This is a genomic window from Paenibacillus sp. FSL H7-0716, from assembly GCF_038002705.1.
GTDB classification, from domain to species: domain Bacteria; phylum Bacillota; class Bacilli; order Paenibacillales; family Paenibacillaceae; genus Paenibacillus_AQ; species Paenibacillus_AQ odorifer.
Window position 1 is genome coordinate 25056 of record NZ_JBBODA010000023.1, and the last position, 20824, is coordinate 45879.

Consider the following 20824-nt stretch of genomic DNA (forward strand, 5'->3'; position numbering starts at 1 on the left):
GTAGATAGGGTATTCTCTCTGGCGGTATAACAGAGTAGAGATTGTGAGTAAGGGTATATACATATTAGGAGGTGTCATCATGAAATGGACGAAAAGGATTTATAAGACGACAATAACCGCCCTCTCGGCGACGCTTATTATAGTTTCAGGCTGGAGTGCACCTGTAACTTCTGTACATGCTGCGGCTGCACCAGCACCAGCGACTTGCGGCACGGGAGATCACGGCTTGCTACAGGCCCTGCAAAACAAGCATTCAGGCGATGTATCGACACCGCTTAGCTTTTCTGATGTTCAGTTTTTAAATGGGAATACCGGACGGGCAGCAGGTAATGGATTTATGATTGGTACCTCTGACGGAGGTTGCCATTTTCAAGAGATCTATCAAGGCCAATGGAGCTTCAAACAATTCGATTTTCCCGATAATGTACATGGCTTTGCTCTTGCTTCTGTAGAGGAAGGGCAGGCTCAATATTTAATCGGTACCTCTAACGGTGGCTCGGAGTGGAAGAGACTTTCGAACAAAGCCGTCAGCTTTGAAAGAATAAATTTTATCGATAGTAAGAAAGGTTTTGCTTATGAGAGAGCTGCAACGTATTACACTAAAGACGGGGGGCAGAGCTGGAGTAAGATTTCCACCCCACCCAATACACGAGGCGCTTATTTTAGTGACCGGAATACTGGCTGGGCGGTTGTAATCATGCCGGGAAGCGGCTATCGGGTAATGAAGACCACAGATGGAGGGGGAACTTGGAGCCTTTCACTGAAGGCGGCTTTTGCCGAGCCCGAGTTTGGACAAATCTCCGCTAAGGGAGATCAGGTCGCTGTAGTGCTCTATGGCGGTACGGGGATGAGTCAGACCTCCTACTCGCTATATGAAAGTGCGAACAGGGGGAAAAGTTGGAATCGTGTGATCGCTCAGGAAACAGCGGGCGGCGGACCTGCGCCAGGCAGCGGCAAGGCTGAATTCAATAAAGGGCCAGCCGCTGGGAAACCCGGGAACCTGCAGCTTGTGGGAAACAGCACATCCTTTTTAGTGGGGTTTTCCCCAGCAGCAGAGAAAGTGGCAGTTGGACGCTCTTATAACGGTGGTAAGCAATGGACTAATCTTCCCGCGCTCGCTGGTTATGACGGGGTAATCTCCTTCACTAGTAATAAAGAGGGCTGGCTCGCCATCCGTGAGCTTGATTACTCTTCCTTGTATGCGACCAAAGACGGCGGAGCTTCATGGGAACGCAGGTTTTCTTTGAAAGTGATGACCCAATAATTCTTTTCAATAAAAAATATAAGGGTCCGATGTATTGCAAAAATCGCAAATAGACAGCAGAGCAGCGATTTTCCGGATACTTGGAGAATCGCTGCTCTGTATTTTTGTCGTTGGTTTCTTGCTTGCTTCAATAGTACCCTTATCAGTGCTCTAATTAGATGCCCCATCCACGGAGGGTTTCGGACTCCAGTATCACTATTCCCTAGAAGGAGGTTCAAATGGGTTGTTTTTTAGGCTAATAGCTACTAGTGGGTCCGTTATCACACCGAATATGGAATCATACTGCGCTTAGGGTCATCTATGTCCGATAGGTGCTTGGTAGGTGCAAATGTTATCGAAGTAAATGATATACATAGGGAATGGACGTTCAAAGTGTGCTTTTAATCATCAATATGGTAATATTTTATGTGCTTATGAAGATATGCTTGATTCTGTATTGAAATGCTTCTTTGAACTGGATTATAGTGTACAATGGGAAAGCGAAATAGGCCTTTGATTAATATAAAAATGTTTAAGCTTTGTCATTAGACGTTTTTCTTATGCAGAATGCAGAGGCTTGCAGAATGGAGGAACGTGTGATGCCTGAAATACAGTCTGACAAATATGATGTCTCTATTACGCTCGTGAGCCTTCAAGATGGTCAGCGAAATGTTATGAAAGCGAATGGAGAAGTAACATCCAAAGGACCGCATCTATATATTCAATATGAAGAATTAGAGCAGGGTCCTCGCGGAGAGGAAGTTTCTGTTCGTACAACGATAAAGATTGCAGGCAATCAACTGAAGCTAATCCGCCATGGCGGGATTCAGTCGGAGCAGAGCTTTGAAGCTGGACGGCGTCTGCCAGGATTCTATCGCTCGCCATATACGCAGTTCAATCTTTCTACGGAAACGAACAAGCTGGAAGTTGTGCGCGAAGGGCGTTCTTTAACGGTTGCCTGGGAATATGATTTGTACGTCTACGAGGAATTGACAGGAAAGTTCGCTATTAGTTTGCATATACAGGAGGAACCGAAATTATGACACATAGTAAGAATCCGTTAGAGCTTGTAAATGAACGGGTAAAAGAAGCCATCGCCGATGCGATTGTGAATGCTGGGCTGGTTGCACCGGAAGAGGTTCCGGATATTGTACTTGAAGTACCAAGAGATAAGGCGCATGGTGATTTGGCTACGAACGCTGCTATGCAGCTGACCAAAATTGCTAAACGTAATCCACGCCAGATTGCGGAAGCTATTATTGAGAATTTGGATACGAGCCGAGCTTCTATTGAGAAAGCGGAGATTGCAGGACCAGGCTTTATTAACTTTACCCTGTCTAAGAACTACTTGTACCCAATCATCAGCCTTGTTGCTGAGCAAGGGGATGACTATGGCCGTATTAATCTGGGTCAAGGTCAGAAGGTTGAAATGGAGTTCGTCAGTGCCAATCCAACAGGTAGCCTACATTTAGGGCATGCCCGTGGTGCTGCTGTCGGTGATGCGCTGTGTAATGTGCTTGATTATGCAGGTTATGAAGTGACCCGGGAATATTATATTAATGATGCCGGTAACCAAGTGGCTAATCTGTGTAAATCCATTGAAACCAGATACCTTCAGGAGCTGGGTCAAGAGGCAGAAATGCCGGAAGACGGTTACCATGGTGAGGATATTAAGGGTTTTGCGAAGGAGCTTGTGGCAGAAAAGGGCGATACCTTGCTCGAGATGAGCCCTAGTGAGCGCGCTGCTTTTTTCCGGACCTATGGACTTAATAAAGAGTTGGATAAAATCAAACGTGATCTAGGTCTTTTCCGTGTAAACTTCGATATCTGGTTCAGTGAAACCTCGCTGTATGAGAACGGAGAAGTACTGCGCTCGCTGGACGAGCTCCGTGATCGTGGAGAAGTGTACGAGCAAGATGGGGCAACCTGGCTGCAAACGACAAAATACGGTGATGATAAAGACCGTGTCTTGATCAAAAATGATGGCACATATACCTACCTTACCCCGGATATTGCTTATCACAGCGATAAGTATGGCCGCGGTTACGATAAAATGATTAATATTTGGGGCGCTGATCACCATGGTTATATTCCGCGGATGAAGGCGGCAATGTCAGCACTTGGCAATGATCCTGAGAAGCTAGTGGTTCTGATTGCTCAGATGGTCAGCCTGTTCCAGAATGGTGAAAAGGTCAAAATGTCCAAACGTACCGGCAAAGCGGTTACGATGGAAGATTTGATGGAGGAAGTAGGAATCGATGCCATTCGTTATTTCTTCACCATGCGTAGCATGGATTCTCATCTTGATTTCGATATGGATTTGGCGATCTCTACTTCTAATGAAAATCCTGTATTCTATGTTCAATATGCGCATGCGCGTATTTGCAGTATTTTCCGTCAGGCAGAGGAGCAAGGGATTTCTATCCCTGATTACGCTGAAATTGACTTCTCCAAGCTGACAGCAGTGCATGAATATGACCTGCTGCGCAAAATTGGCGAGCTCCCGGCAGAAATCGCTGTTGCGGCTGAAGGTTATGCTCCACATCGCCTCATCCGTTATGTATATGAGCTGGCTGCGATGTTCCACAGTTATTACAAAGCTGAACGTGTAATTACTGAGGACGCTGCTCAAACCGTGGCGCGTCTTGCACTGCTTGGTGCAACACGTACTACTATTGCCAATGTACTGCGTCTTGTCGGAGTTTCTGCACCGGATCGCATGTAAATCAACAGCAAACGACAAAAAATCCGCCATCCGGTTTCCTGGGGGCGGATTTTTCTTTGCTGCCGTTCTTCGCACCGGCATCAGCTGCGCTCACGTCAGAGTGACCCACCCGGTGCCCGGGAGGGGTCTACACGTTCGCGGAGACCGAACGCTTCGCCCTTACTCCTGCTCTCAGCAGGCGTAGGGCATCGGCAGAGCCGCCGCCTAGGGATGCGCGGCGCTGCCCCTTACGTAGCCGCACCGGGGACGCGGTGCGGCGTAAGAGCAGCTTCAGCTCCCTTGGCGTGAGGCCCGGTCGCAGTGCGAGCAGCAGTGCGGCGGCTCCCGTGACATGCGAGGTCGCCATGGAGGTGCCGCTCATTTCTTTGTAGCCCTCCTTCAGCCAGCAGGAGGGCACGCCTTCGCCGGGCGCGTATACATCGATATATGAACCGCGATTGCTGAAGCCGGCAACCCGGTGTCTTTTATCGATGGCGCCCACGGCTATCGTCTCGGGATAACGTGCGGGATAGTCCCCGCCACGTTTGCCGTCATTCCCAGAGGAGGCAATGACGGCGATTCCGGCCCGATACGCTTTTATAACCACATTGTGGAGCGCCTTGCTTCTAGTCTTCATTCCAAAGCTCATATTAATGACGTCGATTCGGTTCTGCACACACCAATCAATACCTAGCACAATATCGGATACATAGGCTGATCCACTATGATCAAAGGCCTTGACTGGATATAGCAGCGCTCGCGGCGCCACTCCCATCATTCCGCGATTTCCCCCTGCTGCCGCTAAGGTTCCGGCGATATGAGTTCCATGCCCGTTATCATCCAGCGGCAGCATCCCGCGGTGTAGCAGGTTGACTCCAGAGGCTAAGGAATGCTTCAGATCGGGATGACGGTAATCCGCGCCGGTGTCAATGACGCCGATTTTGACGTGAACTCCGGTTGATTTAGACCATGCCTGAGGAGCATGAATCGCTTTCACCCCCCAAGGGAGCGCTGCGATTCCGCTTTTTTCGTTAGCTATGGAATGGATTTGGATTTGCAGATCGTCTTCGACATTTAGAAGGTCTGCAAATCGGTTCATCAGCTTTCCGGCGGCAGCGGGCACGAAGAAGGCCCGAATCAGCGGAGATACCTGTACTTGCCGCAGCTCGGGCTGCTTTGCTTTTAGAGCCTTCCATTGGGAGAAAGCTCCGGCATACTGGCGGGGATCGTTGAAGGTAAGAATACGCCGCTCACCATTTTTTGGGGCAACCGATATTTCTTCAAGAAGCATGTTCCAAAATTTGTAATAGTCCATAGGTTTCGCTGTCCCTCCTCGGTGCCCTGCTGCCATATTGTATGAGCGGAGGGAGGGGTCCGAATGGGAACTTGCCCTTTTTTAAGGAAATGGGCTGCCCAGCGTGTCAAAAGACGGCGCTTTACATAAAATAAACAGAAGAGATTAAAACTCTCTTTGTAACATCCCGTAAGGAGCCGATCCTTGGCGTGGATACAGTCATGCGCGGAGGTCTTCCTCCGCCTTTTTAAATCCCATTTCTAAAAACTTTGGGTGCGGCGACCCTTGCTACAATTACATATCAACTCTTCTTGATGAAGACAGGTTTCCTGTATGGATAATAAGCAGGAGGCTTTTTCTGTTGGGCGGTTCTTGCATTTGACTTGCATTTTGTTGTTAAATAGGTTTTACTTAGTTTTGTTAATGGATATTATTGAAATAAACCGTAATGTGAACAATGCGTGAGAGGAAGTGTCCTTTAGTGAGTACGCCACTCAATTTAAAGCTAGACCCTGAGAAAGTTAAAGAAATGCCAATGGTGGATCTTGCCTTTCTGGTGCTTAAAGCAGCCAATACACCGTATTATTACCGTGATCTGATGGTCGAGGTAGCCAAGTTACGCGGCATGACCGATCAAGAAAGCCAAGATACTATTGCCCAGTTATATACCGAGATTAACATTGACGGGCGTTTTGCCTGTGTCGGAACCAACCTTTGGGGACTGAAACGCTGGTATCCTCTTGAGCGCTCCGATGATCCAGTTGGTAACACTAAACGGGTGCGCATCATCAACGATGAAGACGATGATTTGGAAGATGACGATTTTGCTGATGAAGAAGAAAACTACACAGCTGAAGAAGAGGATTTCGACGCTATCGATGAAGATCGCGACGACCTCTATTCTGACGACGACAGCGAAGAAGAAGTCGACGAAGATGTCGTGATCGATGAAGATGACATAGACGAAGACGATACGGACGAAGACGATGCAGAAGATGGCGACGATGAAGATTCCGAGGATGACAAGTAAGATCAATAATCAGAAGAGTCTTGTCTGTGGCATAATTCCTCCCTTGACAGTGGGGGATCGTCAGAGTAAACTATTGCATGGGCTTATCATGTAAGTTAATAAACGTGTTTTCTAAAATAAAAAGTGCCCCGGTTCTACGGGTGTCACTTTTTTGTTTTTTTAGATGCAAAGTAGCTGTAGATTAATGGAATTTGAGGGATGACGGTTTATGTTTTCCCCGGTGAATTGAACTTTTGATTTCCCCTGTTTTGATGATAGTAAAACGGGTTACGATAAACACCATGTGCCGCTTTTATGTTTGGACTTTATTTAGGAGGGTTTTACAGTGACAAAGTATATTTTTGTAACGGGTGGCGTTGTGTCTTCCCTGGGTAAAGGCATTACCGCCGCTTCGCTGGGCAGGCTGCTCAAGAACAGAGGTCTAAAGGTAACGATTCAGAAATTTGATCCGTATCTTAACGTAGACCCTGGAACAATGAGCCCTTACCAGCACGGAGAAGTCTTCGTAACGGATGACGGTGCAGAGACTGACCTTGACCTTGGGCACTATGAACGGTTTATTGATATCAATCTGTCGAAGAACAGCAATGTAACGACAGGGAAGATCTATTCATCTGTAATCAGCAAGGAACGTCGTGGAGAGTACTTGGGTGGAACTGTACAAGTTATCCCGCATATTACGAATGAGATCAAAGAACGCGTGTTCCGCGCGGGCCGCGAGACCAACTCTGATGTTGTTATCACAGAGATCGGCGGTACTGTAGGGGATATTGAAAGTCTTCCGTTCCTGGAAGCGATTCGTCAAATCAAGAGTGATATTGGCCGGGAAAATGTGATGTATATCCACGTAACCTTGATTCCTTATATCAAGGCTGCTGGAGAAGTGAAGACGAAGCCGACACAGCATAGCGTTAAAGAGCTGCGCAGTATCGGTATTCAACCGAATGTCATCGTGTGCCGTACGGAATATGAGCTTTCCGCAGATATGAAAGCCAAAATCGCACTCTTTTGCGATATTGATGCTAATGCTGTTGTGGAATGCCGCGATGCTTCGACGTTATATGAAGTTCCATTGAACCTTCGTGATGAAGGATTGGACGAGATTGTTGTTAATCATTTGAAGCTTACAACACCTGCGCCAGATATGCGCGAATGGGAAAGTATGCTTAGCCGGATTCAGAAATTAGAGAAGACAGTAGAAATCGCAATTGTAGGTAAGTACGTAGCACTGCATGACGCTTATTTGAGCGTTGTTGAATCACTTTCACACGCAGGTTTTGCTGCGAATGCAGAAGTTAAGATCCGCTGGGTGAATGCAGAGGAAATTACGGATGAGAACGTGGACGAAATGCTGCGTGGTATTGGCGGTATTCTTGTTCCTGGTGGTTTCGGTGATCGGGGAATCGAAGGTAAAATCTCCGCTATTCGTTATGCCCGTGAGCAATTGATACCTTTCTTTGGAATTTGCCTTGGAATGCAGGTTTCTGTAATTGAATATGGCCGTTCTGTTCTTGGACTACAAGGTGCAAACAGCTCCGAAATCGATCCAAATACACAATATCCATTGATTGATTTGCTTCCTGAGCAAAAAGATATTGAAGATATGGGCGGCACTATGCGTCTTGGATTGTATCCTTGTAAGATTATTCCGGACTCTCTGGCAATGTCTTGCTATGATGACGAACTGGTATATGAGCGTCACCGTCACCGGTATGAGTTCAACAATGCTTACCGTGATGAAATTGAAAAAGCAGGACTGGTTATTTCCGGAACTTCTCCGGATGGCCGTCTAGTTGAGATCGTAGAGCTTCCAGAGCATCCGTGGTTCCTCTCGGTTCAATTCCACCCGGAATTCACTTCACGTCCGAACCGTCCGCAACCGCTATTCCGTGAATTTGTCAAAGCCTCTTTGACGCATTCCGAGCAGCAATAATTTATACACAGACAGAAAGAACCCTCGGTTCTTAAATAGTCGAAGAGAGCCTTCATCCGAAGGCTCTCTTTTTGTATTACCCTTTAATAGAAAAATTGTAACTGACATTTATTTCATTTTAGACTCTTTATTTACCCATTTTATCCAATTAGCAGGATTTGGACAGTAAAGCACGAATAATAGGTTTCGTATGGAGTAGTTTCTAAAGGGGCCGGTCGCTGTGGAGAGCGCGGTATAGTCAATCTGCCTTAATTTCTGGGAGGGTATCGTATGGAAAAGAAGAAAGTATTAATTGTCGATGATCAGAATGGGATCCGGATTCTTCTTATGGAAGTGTTCAATAGTGAGGGATATACAACATTTCAAGCGGCTAACGGAAAATTGGCATTAGACATTGTTCGCAGCGAGTCACCCGATTTGGTCTTACTCGATATGAAAATACCGGGAATGGATGGACTCGAGATTCTGAAGCATCTAAAGGAGATCAATCCGTCCATTAAGGTCATTATGATGACGGCCTATGGTGAATTGGACATGATTAAGGAGGCGACCAAGCTAGGGGCGTTAATGCATTTTACAAAGCCGTTCGACATAGACGAAATGCGCGTAGCGGTAAACATGCATCTTCATAACAAGTCTGTGGATCAATGCAGTTAAAGCGGTGATTTCTGTATCGGTCCTATTTCGCGTGGGACCCCGAAGAGGATGAGTCTAATTGCTATATAGGCTGGATAAAAATCGTCCCACCGGGACATTTTTTTGTTTACCCTATTTAGTATTTGACACAGGATGTGCTATAATAAGCCTGTATGTGATGTCGGTTTAAAAACATAGCCAACCAACATTCTTAGGAGGATGAAACCATGCCATTAGTATCTATGACAGACATGTTGAACAAAGCACTTGAAGGAAAATATGCAGTAGGTCAGTACAACATTAACAACTTGGAGTGGACTCAAGCTATTCTTGGTGCCGCTGAACAAGAAAAATCACCAGTAATCCTTGGTGTATCTGAAGGCGCAGCACGCCACATGGGCGGCTTCACTACTGTTGTTAAGATGGTTGAAGGTCTAATTATTGACATGAATATCACTGTTCCTGTAGCTATCCACCTTGACCATGGATCTAGCTTTGATAAATGTAAAGCAGCAATTGATGCTGGATTTACATCCGTAATGATCGACGGTTCCCATCACCCAATCGATGAGAACATCGATATGACTAAAAAAGTCGTTGAATATGCTCACGCTAAAGGCGTTTCTGTAGAAGCTGAAGTAGGTACTGTTGGTGGACAAGAAGACGACGTTATCGGCGGCATCATGTATGCTAAGCTTGATGAGTGCGTACGTATTGTGAAAGAAACAGGTATCGACACCCTGGCTCCTGCACTTGGTTCCGTTCATGGACCTTACCATGGCGAGCCTAACCTCGGATTCAAAGAGATGGAAGAAATCCGTGACGCTACTAACATCCCAATGGTTCTTCATGGTGGTACAGGTATTCCTGAACATGACATCAAGAAAGCCATCTCCCTGGGTACTTCCAAAATCAACGTGAACACTGAGAATCAAATCGTGTTCGCAAAAGTGGTTCGCGAAGTTCTAGCTGCTAAACCTGATGCTTACGATCCACGTACATTCATCGCACCAGGTCGCGATGCAATCAAAGAAACCGTTATTGGTAAAATTCGCGAATTTGGATCCAACAACAAAGCCTAATCATTGTAGCTTCCGCCTCAGGTGGACAAGCAATTTGTTAAAGGATAGGGCTATTACTCTGTCCAGTTGAATAGTTTGATGAGGAAAGCACACCGCTTAGCCGGTGTCTTTCCATTTTCATCACTAAAAGTCCACAGCACGTATTGCCCACCCAGCTGCAATACACGTAGGGGGAAATTGATAAATCTATGGAAAAATTAATGATTGGCGGTGGACGTCCGCTAGAGGGCGTTGTAACCATCAGTGGAGCAAAGAATAGTGCCATCGCGCTTATTCCTGCGGCAATTTTGGCCGAATCTGAAGTTGTTCTGGATAATTTACCGTCCCTTAGTGATGTAGCCGTATACTCCGAAATCTTGCAAGAGCTTGGCGCTAATGTATCCTGGTCAGGCAATCAGATGAGAATTGACCCTTCACGTATTGTATCTATTCCAATGCCCAATGGGCCGGTTAAGAAACTTAGAGCTTCGTATTATATGATGGGAGCTCTGCTTGGAAGATTCAAAGAAGCGACAATAGGTCTTCCTGGTGGCTGTAATTTTGAACCTCGTCCAATTGATCAACATATCAAGGGATTCGAGGCTTTAGGAGCAACAGTTACCAACGAACATGGTTCTATCCACTTATATGCAAAAGAGCTACGCGGTGCGAAGATTTATCTGGACGTATCAAGCGTAGGTGCCACTATAAACATCATGCTGGCGGCTTCACGAGCCAAAGGCTCTACAATTATTGAAAATGCGGCTAAAGAGCCTGAGATTATAGATGTAGCTACCCTATTGAACTCTATGGGCGCTGTTATTAAAGGCGCTGGTACAGAAACCATCCGGATCGAAGGGGTCTCGGAAATGCACGGTTGCCGTCATTCCATTATTCCCGATCGGATTCAAGCAGGAACTTATATGATTGCCGCTGCGGCTACGCGTGGTAATGTGTTGATAGATAATGTTATTCCTAAGCACTTGGAAGCCTTAACAGCCAAGCTTTTAGAGATGGGCGTGGATATTGAAGAGCTTGATGAAAGTATCCGAGTTATAGGTAGAGCTAATTATGAACATGCAGATGTTAAAGCACTGACCTATCCTGGATTTCCTACAGATTTACAATCTCCTATGACGAGTATGCTGACACAGGCAGAAGGGGTTAGTGTGCTTAGCGATTTCGTCTATAGCAACCGCTTTAAGCATGTGCCAGAGTTGGTAAGAATGGGCGCAAAGATTCGTGTTGAAGGCCGATCTGCAATTATTGAGGGCAGTAAACTTAATGCTGCAAAAGTAAAGGCGGCTGATCTGCGTGCGGGTGCAGCCCTTGTCATTGCCGGGTTAACAGTAGAGGATGGTATTACTGAAGTGACCGGCGTAGAGTATATTGATCGTGGTTATGATAATTTAGTGAGCAACCTTCGGCAACTTGGTGCTCATGTTTGGCGTGAGAATGAATAATATTAGGATATCCCGCTTGGAAGGAGTATTAATTTGCGGCCAAACCGCATATTTCCTTCCATTTGGGGTAATACTAACCTAATGAGCATTTTAATAGAATCATATTTTTTGCCTAGTAGATAGACTAGGAAGAACTCATTTAAAAATTGAATAGGTGGTTATTACATGGATCTTCAAATTTCCGATCTGGAAGAAATGAAGCTGACCGAGTTATATAAGCTGGCCAAGAAATACCAGATTCCTTATTACGGACAGCTGAAGAAACGGGAACTGATCTTTGCGATCCTTCGGGCACAGGCAGAGCAGAGCGGTCTCATGTTTATGGAAGGCGTACTAGAAATTTTGCCTGAGGGCTATGGATTTCTTAGGCCGATTAACTATTTGCCCAGTGCTGAAGATATTTACATCTCAGCTTCACAAATTCGTAAGTTTGATCTCAGAAGCGGAGATCTTGTGTCTGGTAAATGTCGGACACCAAAAGAAAATGAACGATATTTTGGCCTGCTTCAAGTCAATGCCGTTAATGGCGAGAACCCTGCTAGTGCAGCGGAGCGTCTTCATTTTCCAGCATTAACACCACTTTATCCGCAAGACAAGCTACCGCTTGAAACATCCCCTACTCATTTGTCTACCCGAATAATGGATTTGCTCGCTCCTGTAGGTTTGGGGCAGCGGGGTTTGATTGTAGCACCTCCAAAAGCAGGAAAAACGCTCCTCTTAAAAGAAATTGCCAATAGTATTTCCACTAATAATCCTGAGATTGAGCTCTTTGTATTGCTGATTGATGAACGTCCTGAAGAAGTAACCGATATGCAGCGTTCTGTAAAAGGCGAAGTGGTTGCATCGACGTTTGATGAGCTTCCAGAGAATCATATTAAAGTGGCTGAGCTTGTGTTGCAAAGGGCACTTCGTTTAGTTGAGCACAAGAAGGATGTAGTTATTCTTTTGGATAGCATTACGCGTCTGGCGCGTGCTTATAATCTGGTGGTTCCACCATCTGGACGTACACTAAGCGGGGGGATTGACCCGGCGGCTTTTCACCGGCCGAAGCGGTTTTTTGGTTCTGCACGGAATGTGGAAGAAGGCGGCTCATTAACTATTTTGGCAACAGCATTAATAGATACTGGCTCGCGTATGGATGATATTATATATGAAGAATTTAAGGGTACCGGTAACATGGAGCTTCATTTGGACCGCAAATTGGCGGAACGCCGGATATTCCCAGCTATCGATATTCGTCGTTCAGGTACACGTCGCGAAGAAGTGCTCTTGAGCAAAGAAGAACTGGATACGATTTGGGCGATTCGCAAAAATATGAACGAGTCCTACGATTTTGTGGAGGGATTCATCAAAAAGCTGCGTGATACGAAGACTAATGCTGAGTTCTTGGCATCCTTTGACGTTACTGGGGCAAAAACAACACCAAACGGGACTGCAAGTAACGGGGGCACCTCCAACAGTGGTACAGCTGCTCGTCGTACCACTCGAGCGAAGACACCTTCAGTACCTACAACTTGAGAATTGATAATAAGAGGAGACTAACATGTATTTGGTATATGCCGACGGGCAAGGAAACGTATATGATCATCCCGAACTGTACGGGCTAGCCCGTAGTGGGGATATGATTGTTGAAATGCTGGAGGAAGAATTAATTCCATTACCAGAAGGTGCTACGCTCGTGGGCTTGCCTAGTACACGTGCTGTGGGTATGAATCCTGAGACGGGTGAAATGATGTCTTTGCCGGAAGGCTCGCAGGCTGTCGGAGCGCTGCTGCCGCAAGGCTACACTCGTCTATGTCTTCCTGGTTATGTGAAGACAGATAAGTCTTATAAGCTTCCTCTGTTTGGGTATTCGGCTGTATTGTGGAAGGATGGCGGGTTCTATGTTGCGGCAGACCCTACCGATAATCCGGAGAAATGGAATCCACTTAATTGTGACAAGGAAGATCTTGAAGTCAGCGTTGGTGAGATGACAGCCAAATATCCTGATAACCGCCTCTATGAACATCTTTCTAACTGTGCGCTTGGTTATGAATGCCTGACTTCCTCCAATACCTTTTTAGGGCGTTGGGAGGGCGGTGTACCCGTCTCTTATTCATGTAATGCTGGATGTTTTGGCTGTATTTCTGAGCAACCTGATGATAGCGGCTTTGTATCTCCGCAGACTCGGATGAATTTCCGGCCTACGGTCAACGAAATTTCACAAGTTATGCTGGAGCATTTAAAGACGCCTGAATCGATTATCAGCTTTGGACAAGGCTGTGAAGGGGAACCTTCCACGCAGGCAAAACTTATTATAGAAGCTATTCGTGAAGTGCGCTCGATTACTGATATGGGCTATATCAATATCAACACCAATGCGGGATTAAGCGATCATATGCGAGGAATCGTTGATGCTGGGCTCGATTTGATGCGTGTCAGCACAATCAGTGCCCTTGATGACCATTATAATGCTTATTACAAACCACGCGGTTATACATTGGCTAATGTAGAGAAATCTTTGAAATACGCTGCTTCGCAGGGGGTTTACACATCGATCAATTATCTGATCTTCCCTGGTGTGACTGATCGTGAAGAAGAGATTGAAGCGATGCTGGAGTTTGTAAGACGTACTGATCTGAAGCTTATTCAGATGCGCAATCTAAACATCGACCCGGAGAGTTATTTAGAGTTGATTCCACCTGCCCAGGGTGAAATCCTTGGGATGAAGACGATGCTTGATATTTTCCGCGATGAACTGCCGGATGTAGTTATAGGCTCTTATACACATGTGCCGCCAGCAGATATGGCGCGGGCTAAACGGCGGGGAATCAATATTTAAGCAGCTAAAATGTAAAAATGAAACATATTGCCCAATTCGATATTTCGTGCTAAAATACCACAGTGTAATCACATAACTCTGGGTCCGCATGAGGCTTAGGGCATGAGAGGTGAAATTCAAAATGCAAGAAGCAATTCAACCAAAGTATAATGTAACTAAGGTAACCTGCGCATGTGGCAACACTTTCGAAGCTGGCTCTGTTAAACAAGAGCTTCGTGTCGAAATTTGCTCCAACTGCCATCCGTTCTTCACTGGCAAGCAGAAGTTCTTGGATGCCGGCGGTCGCGTTGATAAATTTAAGAAGAAATATGGTATCTAATTTGAACAGTCGCTTTGCGGCTTAACGGTTAGATTGAGCCCCCCAGCTGTATAGCTGAGGGGCTCATTTTATGTCTTGGAGTTGATTTTTGTCCGAGCGTGAGCTATACTTATCTTCGCCGTGCTAGACGGGGAGGTAGCGGTGCCCTGTAACTCGCAATCCGCTGTAGCGAGGTTGAATTCCTGTTAGAGGTGCTATCGATGTGAGGCCTTGGTTCCTACGGGCTGTGTTGACAGTTGGGTCCTCCGCAATGAGTGCTTATGAACCTGGTCAGGTCCGGAAGGAAGCAGCCATAAGTAAGATTACTCTTGTGCCGGAGGGTGGCCTAACTCGAGCAGTCATGTAGGGTTGCCGCTTGGATCGTAGCCATCAATAACAGGTGCACGGTTTATAATTCTGTTTATCATAGCATCTTTGCCACAAGCAAAGATGCTTTTTGTTTTTGGTCAATAGCCGATGAATATAGTATAATAAATTTGCGACAAATGCCGGGAAAGCGGCAGCTTAAGAGAGGGTAATGCATAGTGGAACATATCGCGCTGTACCGTGCTTGGCGGCCGCAGTCGTTTCAAGACATGGTTGGACAACAGCACATTATCCAAACGCTGCAGAACGCAATTCGTGAACAGCGGGTTTCGCATGCCTATCTGTTCAGCGGTCCGCGGGGAACTGGTAAGACAAGTGCTGCTAAAGTCTTAGCTAAAGCGGTTAACTGTGAACGTGGGCCAGGTCCGGAACCTTGTAACGAATGTCCATCCTGCCTGCGAATCGCTGCGGGTAATGTAATGGATGTGCAGGAAATAGATGCGGCATCAAACCGGGGCGTAGAGGAGATTCGTGATCTGCGTGAAAAGGTGAAGTATGCACCTACCGAGGTGCGCCGTAAAGTGTATATCATTGATGAAGTGCATATGCTGACTACAGAAGCTTTTAATGCTCTATTAAAGACGTTGGAGGAACCGCCGTCACATGCGATGTTTATTCTTGCGACAACGGAACCTCACAAATTGCCAGCGACAATAATTTCCCGTTGTCAGCGTTTTGACTTCCGTAGAGTGGCGTTAGAAGAACAGACCGCCCATCTGACTGCTATTTGTGAGAAGGAAGGGATTACAGCGGATAACAACGCATTGCAGTATATTGCCCGTCTATCTGATGGTGGTATGCGTGATGCATTGAGCTTGCTGGATCAGATTTCATCCTTTACAGATGGTAACGTTACGTACGAGCAAGTGTTAGGAATGACAGGAGGAATTCCCTCCGAGCAATTTGCCCGTCTTGCTACTGCGATATTGGAAGGTGATATGGGTCTTCTTCTGGAGCTTGTTGAGCAGCTTATGCATGAAGGTAAAAGTGCGGATAAATGCCTAGAGAATCTCATGTATTATTTCCGTGATTTATTGATGATTAAGATGGTACCCGAGGCCGATCAATTAACAGAGCGGGTGCTGAATCCTGCAGAATTTAAAGATATGGCCACCGCATTTTCTCGGGAGCGTCTATTTCAGATTGTAGATACAATCAATAAATACCTAGGTGAAATGAAATACGCAACACATCCTCAGACACTGTTTGAAGTGGCGCTGATGAAGCTATGCAGCTTGCAGCAAGAGGTAAGCCAGAGCGCCGCATTTGCTCCGTTAGGCGAAACAAATGCCGGCGTAGGCGCGAATAATTCAAGCGTTGACTCTGGTGAACTGGATCTTCTCAAAAGACAGATCGCAGCACTGGAGAAGAAGCTGGAACAGGCAATGCAATCCGGTGGCATTTCCGGAGGAGGGCGTGATGGTGCTCCTGCACCGAAATCGCACGCGGTTCCAACACCGCGGGTTTCTTCAGCCTCAAAAATGCCTCCTAACGTAGATAAGTTTATTGCTGGTAAAGATAGTCCCGATTTTGCAGCTATCTATAAACAGTGGAGCCTTGTCCTGCAGGGAGTGAAAGAGGAAAAGGTAACGGTTCATGCATGGTTTGTAGACGGTGAGCCAGTATCGATTATGGAGGATGCGGTGCTTGTTGCATTCAAGAACACGATTCACCGCGATACTACGGAGAAGCCGGCAAACAGACAGGTTATTGAGAGTGTGCTTGCAGCGCGTCTAGGCAAACCTTATAGGCTTGTAACCATGATGCTTCGTGACTGGAATGAAGCTGCCCAGAAGTCTGTGGGACAGACTGGCAAAGAAGAACTACAATTGGAGCATGAACATGATACTGCAGAAGCTAAACCTGAACCTTGGATTGATGAGGCTATCCAGCTTTTTGGAGAAGACCTTGTTGTCATAAAAGAGTAATATAAACATACTAGCGCTAATTGCGCATCCCAAAGGAGAGACGATGTATGAATAATATGAACCAAATGATGAAGCAAGTTAAGAAAATGCAGGAGCAAATGCTTAAAGCTCAAGAGGAACTCGGAGGCAAGGTTATTGAGGGTTCGTCAGGTGGCGGTGTAGTTACTGTCCAAGTAAACGGCCACAAAAAATTGCTGTCTATTCAAATTAAACCGGAAGCCGTTGATCCGGAAGATGTTGAAATGCTGCAAGATCTTGTAATCACTGCTGTAAATGATGCATTGACTCAAGCTGAAGAGCTTGCTAACAATGACATGGGTAAATTCACTGGTGGAATGAAGATCCCAGGCTTGTTCTAATAGCCCACTCCACTTCAGTCTAAAGGAGAATTATTAATTTGTATTATCCCGAACCGCTAGCTAAGCTGATCGATGCTTTTACGCGTTTGCCCGGGATTGGACCGAAGACAGCCGCCCGGTTAGCTTTTCATGTGCTTAACATGAAAGAGGATGAAGTTATTGATTTTGCAAAAGCGCTAGTAAGCGTCAAACGCAATCTTCACTATTGCTCGGTCTGCTGTAATATTACGGATACGGACCCATGTAGAATATGTCAGGACAAAACTAGAGATCCTTCAGTGATATGTGTGATTCAAGACTCCAAGGATTTGGTGGCTATAGAACGAACCAAGGAGTTTAATGGATATTACCATGTTCTTCAGGGCGCTATTTCACCTATGGAAGGTATCGGCCCTGATGATATTCGCTTGAAAGAATTATTGACCCGTCTGAGTGATGAGAGAGTAAGCGAGCTTATTATGGCGACTAACCCCAACATTGAGGGGGAAGCAACGGCGATGTATATTTCTCGTCTTGTTCGGCCGTTTGAGATTAAAATCACCAGGATAGCTCATGGCTTGCCTGTAGGTGGCGATCTTGAATACGCTGATGAAGTTACCTTGTCCAAAGCGTTGGAAGGCCGTCGCGAGCTATTCTAGCAGCTCTATAGTGGTATTTTTCAAAAAGGAAGCCCTCGGGTTTCCTTTTTTTTGTTCTAAGTTTGTCCCTATCCCGATATGAATGAGAATAACGAGATGTGTATTTTGCATCAAAATTATTCTGAGGAGGAATTGAAATGGGATGGTGGAGAGAGCTGTGGCGGGGAGTGGATAAGGAACAAGGCAAAAAGGAAAGTGAGGGGTGGGAAACCCTCTTAGAGGTCCGTAAGGCGCATTCAGAGTGGGAGAGGGCTTACCTGATGTTCGACGAGGCGTTGGGACAGGATCAGATAGATTACGCGATATATATTTTGGAGGCGGCAGAACGTAAATATCAGATACATCTCAAACATGCAAAAAGCTTAGGGTTGAACAGCAGTCAAATTTAAGGGCTTGTAAATAATTGTATAAGGGGGATCTACATGCTTAGAATGGTAGCTATGGGCGTATTGATATTATCCGTTATCTTATTAGGTTTAGTTGTATTTAGAAAAAAGCTGGGTTTTGGGTGGCTAAGTTTATTTGGGGTTCATTTGGTATTGGCTGCACTTGGGATATATGTAGTGAACTTCTCAGGTTTGCTCACGCAGGTGTATATCCCTTTGAACCCTGCAACTATAGGCGCAGTAACGGTTCTTGGGCTTCCTGGCGTGGTTATGTTGCTCGGATTAAGAATAATTTTATTTTAATGCTTGACGTGGCTTTGAAAAATATGATACATTAAGTCTCGCCCGTTTGGACAAGCTGTTGATTAACAACTTGCTGAAATGGTCAAGCAAAAAAAGAAATTAAAAAAAAGCTTGACGAAAACAAAGGCGCTGTGATATATTATAAAGGTCGCTGCTGACAAGCAACGACGACGAAAGATGAGACATTGATCTTTGAAAACTGAACAACGAGTGAGTAGGAAATCACGTAAGTGATATCCAAAGTTAGAGAATTAATTTTCTCGTCAGATGTTTCAAAATGAGCATATCGCTCTTTTCAATACTAATTGGAGAGTTTGATCCTGGCTCAGGACGAACGCTGGCGGCGTGCCTAATACATGCAAGTCGAGCGGAGTTATTTTGAAAGCTTGCTTTCAAAATAACTTAGCGGCGGACGGGTGAGTAACACGTAGGCAACCTGCCCTTCAGACTGGGATAACTACCGGAAACGGTAGCTAATACCGGATAATTTCTTTTTTCTCCTGAGAGAAGAATGAAAGACGGAGCAATCTGTCACTGAGGGATGGGCCTGCGGCGCATTAGCTAGTTGGTGGGGTAACGGCCCACCAAGGCGACGATGCGTAGCCGACCTGAGAGGGTGAACGGCCACACTGGGACTGAGACACGGCCCAGACTCCTACGGGAGGCAGCAGTAGGGAATCTTCCGCAATGGGCGAAAGCCTGACGGAGCAACGCCGCGTGAGTGATGAAGGTTTTCGGATCGTAAAGCTCTGTTGCCAGGGAAGAACGTCCGGTAGAGTAACTGCTACCGGAGTGACGGTACCTGAGAAGAAAGCCCCGGCTAACTACGTGCCAGCAGCCGCGGTAATACGTAGGGGGCAAGCGTTGTCCGGAATTATTGGGCGTAAAGCGCGCGCAGGCGGCTATTTAAGTCTGGTGTTTAAACCTTGGGCTCAACCTGAGGTCGCACTGGAAACTGGGTGGCTTGAGTACAGAAGAGGAAAGTGGAATTCCACGTGTAGCGGTGAAATGCGTAGATATGTGGAGGAACACCAGTGGCGAAGGCGACTTTCTGGGCTGTAACTGACGCTGAGGCGCGAAAGCGTGGGGAGCAAACAGGATTAGATACCCTGGTAGTCCACGCCGTAAACGATGAGTGCTAGGTGTTAGGGGTTTCGATACCCTTGGTGCCGAAGTTAACACAGTAAGCACTCCGCCTGGGGAGTACGGTCGCAAGACTGAAACTCAAAGGAATTGACGGGGACCCGCACAAGCAGTGGAGTATGTGGTTTAATTCGAAGCAACGCGAAGAACCTTACCAGGTCTTGACATCCCTCTGAATCTGCTAGAGATAGCAGCGGCCTTCGGGACAGAGGAGACAGGTGGTGCATGGTTGTCGTCAGCTCGTGTCGTGAGATGTTGGGTTAAGTCCCGCAACGAGCGCAACCCTTAACTTTAGTTGCCAGCAAGTAAGGTTGGGCACTCTAGAGTGACTGCCGGTGACAAACCGGAGGAAGGTGGGGATGACGTCAAATCATCATGCCCCTTATGACCTGGGCTACACACGTACTACAATGGCCGGTACAACGGGAAGCGAAGCCGCGAGGTGGAGCCAATCCCATCAAAGCCGGTCTCAGTTCGGATTGCAGGCTGCAACTCGCCTGCATGAAGTCGGAATTGCTAGTAATCGCGGATCAGCATGCCGCGGTGAATACGTTCCCGGGTCTTGTACACACCGCCCGTCACACCACGAGAGTTTACAACACCCGAAGTCGGTGGGGTAACCCGCAAGGGAGCCAGCCGCCGAAGGTGGGGTAGATGATTGGGGTGAAGTCGTAACAAGGTAGCCGTATCGGAAGGTGCGGCTGGATCACCTCCTTTCTATGGAGAATCGTTCTCTGCAATGAGGACATTCAAATCGGAAGCTCAGCTTCCACAATAGAACCTTCGGGTTCGAACACTCACTCGTGTTCAGTTTTGAAAGAGCAAGTCTCTTTCGTATGCGTTTGGTGGCGATAGCGGAGGGGTTCCACACGTACCCATCCCGAACACGACCGTTAAGCCCTCCAGCGCCGATGGTACTTGGACCGAAGGGTCCTGGGAGAGTAGGACGTTGCCAAGCGGACAACCAATTCATTGGTTGATTCACAATGTTATATATGTTATATGGGCTTTTAGCTCAGTTGGTTAGAGCGCACCTCTGATAAGGGTGAGGTCGGTGGTTCGAGTCCACCAAGGCCCACCATATAACATTATAGAGTAATTTTATGGGGCCATAGCTCAGCTGGGAGAGCGCCTGCCTTGCAAGCAGGAGGTCAGCGGTTCGATCCCGCTTGGCTCCACCATAAATTTTAAATGAAT

Annotated in this window: 17 protein-coding genes, 2 tRNA genes, 2 rRNA genes and 1 other RNA gene; 21 read left to right on the top strand and 1 reads right to left on the bottom strand. The window is 46.5% G+C overall.

Translation table 11 applies throughout. The features are described from left to right. Nucleotides 1–79: 79 nt before the first annotated feature. From MHH60_RS23775 to argS, 3 genes are all read left to right on the top strand, one after another. Nucleotides 80–1264, top strand: a complete 1185-nt coding sequence (locus MHH60_RS23775) for a YCF48-related protein (protein WP_076138614.1) — start codon at nt 80–82, stop codon at nt 1262–1264. A 578-nt stretch (nt 1265–1842) separates the two neighbouring features. After that, a complete protein-coding gene (locus MHH60_RS23780) occupies nt 1843–2286 on the top strand; it encodes a DUF1934 domain-containing protein (RefSeq protein ID WP_076138613.1) in 444 nt (147 codons plus the stop codon). After that, nucleotides 2283–3968, top strand: coding sequence for an arginine--tRNA ligase (argS, locus tag MHH60_RS23785; RefSeq protein ID WP_076138612.1), 1686 nt, complete (start codon nt 2283–2285; stop codon nt 3966–3968). The genes MHH60_RS23780 and argS overlap by 4 nt, the downstream gene beginning before the upstream one ends. 127 nt (nt 3969–4095) lie before the next feature. Here the strand turns inward: argS and MHH60_RS23790 are convergent, their stop codons facing one another. Further along, complete coding sequence (locus MHH60_RS23790; RefSeq protein ID WP_038568071.1) at nt 4096–5262, bottom strand: S8 family peptidase; 1167 nt, start codon at nt 5260–5262, stop codon at nt 4096–4098. Between the two features lie 460 nt (nt 5263–5722). On the opposite strand from MHH60_RS23790, the gene rpoE reads away from it, so the two are divergent. From rpoE to MHH60_RS23880, 18 genes are all read left to right on the top strand, one after another. Further along, nucleotides 5723–6271, top strand: coding sequence for a DNA-directed RNA polymerase subunit delta (gene rpoE / locus MHH60_RS23795; RefSeq protein WP_036679939.1), 549 nt, complete (start codon nt 5723–5725; stop codon nt 6269–6271). Nucleotides 6272–6596: 325 nt separating this feature from the next. Continuing rightward, entirely contained in the window at nt 6597–8204 is a 1608-nt protein-coding gene (locus MHH60_RS23800) for a CTP synthase (RefSeq protein WP_076130377.1), read from the top strand. 270 nt (nt 8205–8474) lie between these two features. After that, nucleotides 8475–8861: a response regulator gene (locus MHH60_RS23805; protein WP_036679935.1), complete on the top strand. Its 387-nt coding sequence runs from the start codon at nt 8475–8477 to the stop codon at nt 8859–8861. A 206-nt stretch (nt 8862–9067) separates the two neighbouring features. Beyond that, nucleotides 9068–9922 (top strand): class II fructose-1,6-bisphosphate aldolase, encoded by an 855-nt coding sequence (gene fba / locus MHH60_RS23810; protein ID WP_036679934.1) that lies wholly within the window; start codon nt 9068–9070, stop codon nt 9920–9922. Between the two features lie 188 nt (nt 9923–10110). Further along, nucleotides 10111–11364 carry a UDP-N-acetylglucosamine 1-carboxyvinyltransferase gene (locus tag MHH60_RS23815; protein WP_036679932.1) on the top strand — a complete coding sequence of 418 codons (1254 nt, stop codon included), beginning with the start codon at nt 10111–10113 and terminating at the stop codon, nt 11362–11364. Nucleotides 11365–11529: 165 nt separating this feature from the next. Continuing rightward, nucleotides 11530–12882, top strand: coding sequence for a transcription termination factor Rho (rho, locus tag MHH60_RS23820; RefSeq protein WP_076138611.1), 1353 nt, complete (start codon nt 11530–11532; stop codon nt 12880–12882). 25 nt (nt 12883–12907) lie between these two features. Beyond that, nucleotides 12908–14185 carry a radical SAM protein gene (locus MHH60_RS23825; RefSeq protein ID WP_076138610.1) on the top strand — a complete coding sequence of 426 codons (1278 nt, stop codon included), beginning with the start codon at nt 12908–12910 and terminating at the stop codon, nt 14183–14185. 121 nt (nt 14186–14306) lie between these two features. Beyond that, complete coding sequence (gene rpmE, locus MHH60_RS23830) at nt 14307–14504, top strand: 50S ribosomal protein L31 (RefSeq protein WP_036679927.1); 198 nt, start codon at nt 14307–14309, stop codon at nt 14502–14504. 118 nt (nt 14505–14622) lie between these two features. After that, nucleotides 14623–14891: signal recognition particle sRNA large type (ffs, locus tag MHH60_RS23835), an RNA gene on the top strand. 137 nt (nt 14892–15028) lie between these two features. Continuing rightward, nucleotides 15029–16798 carry a DNA polymerase III subunit gamma/tau gene (gene dnaX / locus MHH60_RS23840; RefSeq protein WP_036679925.1) on the top strand — a complete coding sequence of 590 codons (1770 nt, stop codon included), beginning with the start codon at nt 15029–15031 and terminating at the stop codon, nt 16796–16798. 47 nt (nt 16799–16845) lie between these two features. After that, nucleotides 16846–17157, top strand: a complete 312-nt coding sequence (locus MHH60_RS23845; protein WP_036679924.1) for a YbaB/EbfC family nucleoid-associated protein — start codon at nt 16846–16848, stop codon at nt 17155–17157. 38 nt (nt 17158–17195) lie between these two features. Continuing rightward, on the top strand, nt 17196–17795 hold the full coding sequence (gene recR / locus MHH60_RS23850) for a recombination mediator RecR (protein WP_076138609.1): 600 nt from the start codon (nt 17196–17198) through the stop codon (nt 17793–17795). A 137-nt stretch (nt 17796–17932) separates the two neighbouring features. Beyond that, complete coding sequence (locus MHH60_RS23855; protein ID WP_036679920.1) at nt 17933–18184, top strand: DUF2508 family protein; 252 nt, start codon at nt 17933–17935, stop codon at nt 18182–18184. A 33-nt stretch (nt 18185–18217) separates the two neighbouring features. After that, complete coding sequence (locus MHH60_RS23860) at nt 18218–18484, top strand: pro-sigmaK processing inhibitor BofA family protein (RefSeq protein WP_076138608.1); 267 nt, start codon at nt 18218–18220, stop codon at nt 18482–18484. Nucleotides 18485–18786: 302 nt separating this feature from the next. Then, nucleotides 18787–20344, top strand: a 16S ribosomal RNA gene (locus tag MHH60_RS23865). Nucleotides 20345–20468: 124 nt separating this feature from the next. After that, nucleotides 20469–20585 (top strand): 5S ribosomal RNA (gene rrf / locus MHH60_RS23870). A gap of 46 nt (nt 20586–20631) precedes the next feature. Further along, nucleotides 20632–20708, top strand: a tRNA-Ile gene (locus MHH60_RS23875). Between the two features lie 24 nt (nt 20709–20732). Continuing rightward, nucleotides 20733–20808, top strand: a tRNA-Ala gene (locus MHH60_RS23880). Nucleotides 20809–20824: the final 16 nt, after the last annotated feature.

What these genes read in the sequence shown, in the direction of transcription:
- MHH60_RS23775 (WP_076138614.1), top strand. Translation starts at nt 80, where the DNA reads ATGAAATGGACGAAAAGGATTTATAAGACGACAATAACCGCCCTCTCG.
- MHH60_RS23780 (WP_076138613.1), top strand. Translation starts at nt 1,843, where the DNA reads ATGCCTGAAATACAGTCTGACAAATATGATGTCTCTATTACGCTCGTG.
- argS (WP_076138612.1), top strand. Translation starts at nt 2,283, where the DNA reads ATGACACATAGTAAGAATCCGTTAGAGCTTGTAAATGAACGGGTAAAA.
- MHH60_RS23790 (WP_038568071.1), bottom strand. Translation starts at nt 5,262, where the DNA reads ATGGACTATTACAAATTTTGGAACATGCTTCTTGAAGAAATATCGGTT.
- MHH60_RS23805 (WP_036679935.1), top strand. Translation starts at nt 8,475, where the DNA reads ATGGAAAAGAAGAAAGTATTAATTGTCGATGATCAGAATGGGATCCGG.
- fba (WP_036679934.1), top strand. Translation starts at nt 9,068, where the DNA reads ATGCCATTAGTATCTATGACAGACATGTTGAACAAAGCACTTGAAGGA.
- MHH60_RS23815 (WP_036679932.1), top strand. Translation starts at nt 10,111, where the DNA reads ATGGAAAAATTAATGATTGGCGGTGGACGTCCGCTAGAGGGCGTTGTA.
- rho (WP_076138611.1), top strand. Translation starts at nt 11,530, where the DNA reads ATGGATCTTCAAATTTCCGATCTGGAAGAAATGAAGCTGACCGAGTTA.
- MHH60_RS23825 (WP_076138610.1), top strand. Translation starts at nt 12,908, where the DNA reads ATGTATTTGGTATATGCCGACGGGCAAGGAAACGTATATGATCATCCC.
- rpmE (WP_036679927.1), top strand. Translation starts at nt 14,307, where the DNA reads ATGCAAGAAGCAATTCAACCAAAGTATAATGTAACTAAGGTAACCTGC.
- MHH60_RS23845 (WP_036679924.1), top strand. Translation starts at nt 16,846, where the DNA reads ATGAATAATATGAACCAAATGATGAAGCAAGTTAAGAAAATGCAGGAG.
- MHH60_RS23855 (WP_036679920.1), top strand. Translation starts at nt 17,933, where the DNA reads ATGGGATGGTGGAGAGAGCTGTGGCGGGGAGTGGATAAGGAACAAGGC.
- MHH60_RS23860 (WP_076138608.1), top strand. Translation starts at nt 18,218, where the DNA reads ATGCTTAGAATGGTAGCTATGGGCGTATTGATATTATCCGTTATCTTA.